At 43.1% G+C, this 888-nt stretch carries 1 protein-coding gene and 1 pseudogene; both read right to left on the bottom strand.

Annotated features, from left to right (window positions below):
* Nucleotides 1-646 (bottom strand): adenosylhomocysteinase (locus A3762_RS01410; RefSeq protein WP_197468928.1); only part of this gene is annotated, 646 nt, incomplete at its 3' end.
* Between the two features lie 55 nt (nt 647-701).
* A pseudogene (locus A3762_RS01405) lies at nt 702-888 on the bottom strand (methionine adenosyltransferase); the annotation flags it as partial.

Below are 888 nucleotides of genomic sequence, written 5' to 3'. Positions count from 1 at the left end.
TCGCATCATTCAACGAGTGACGGCAACCATACTTGTTGTCGTTCTTAGACTTTGTTACAGCATCATTTACGTTGATAGCAGGTACTTTAAGTGTACCTTCTTCCAACATTTCTAGAAGACGGTGAACGCCTGTAGTGGTTTCTTCAGAAATACCGTGAATGTCATTCAATAGGTCAGGGTATTTTGAGTGAGCCATTTCAGTTAGATCACCACCATCGTCAAGGATCATGTTTGCGTCCCAAACTTGGTTGCCATCTATTTCTGAAAGAATTGTTTGCTCAATACACCACAAGAACTCTTCTTCTGTTTCGCCTTTCCATGCGAATACTGGAATGCCCGCAGCAGCGATTGCAGCTGCAGCATGATCTTGTGTTGAGAAGATATTACAAGAAGACCAACGTACTTCAGCGCCCAGGTCAACCAGTGTTTCAATTAACACAGCTGTTTGGATTGTCATATGAATACAACCCATGATCTTTGCGCCTGCAAGAGGTTGCTCAGCTTTGTACTTACGACGAAGTGCCATCAATGCTGGCATTTCACCTTCAGCGATTTCAATCTCTTTACGGCCCCAATCAGCAAGGCCAATGTCTGCTACTTTGTAGTCTGTGAAACCATTTTCAACAGCTTGTAAATTCGTGCTCATTATTTCTGTCCTTCGCGATTACGCGCGATTGTAATGTCTATAAACAAATAGTGTTTTAAACGCCTGCAGCAGCTTTAAGTGCGTCAATGCGATCTGTTTTTTCCCAAGTGAAGGCTGTGAATGTCTTCGATTTTTTCTCGCCACCTTCTTCATACTCGTAAGTCACTTCTTCTGGTTCACGACCAAAGTGACCGTATGCAGCAGTGATTTGATACATAGGGTTCAGCAAGTCTAGTTGAGTC

It is taken from the genome of Oleiphilus sp. HI0125 (genome assembly GCF_001635355.1).
This window is presented reverse-complemented; position numbering and strand designations above follow the sequence as displayed.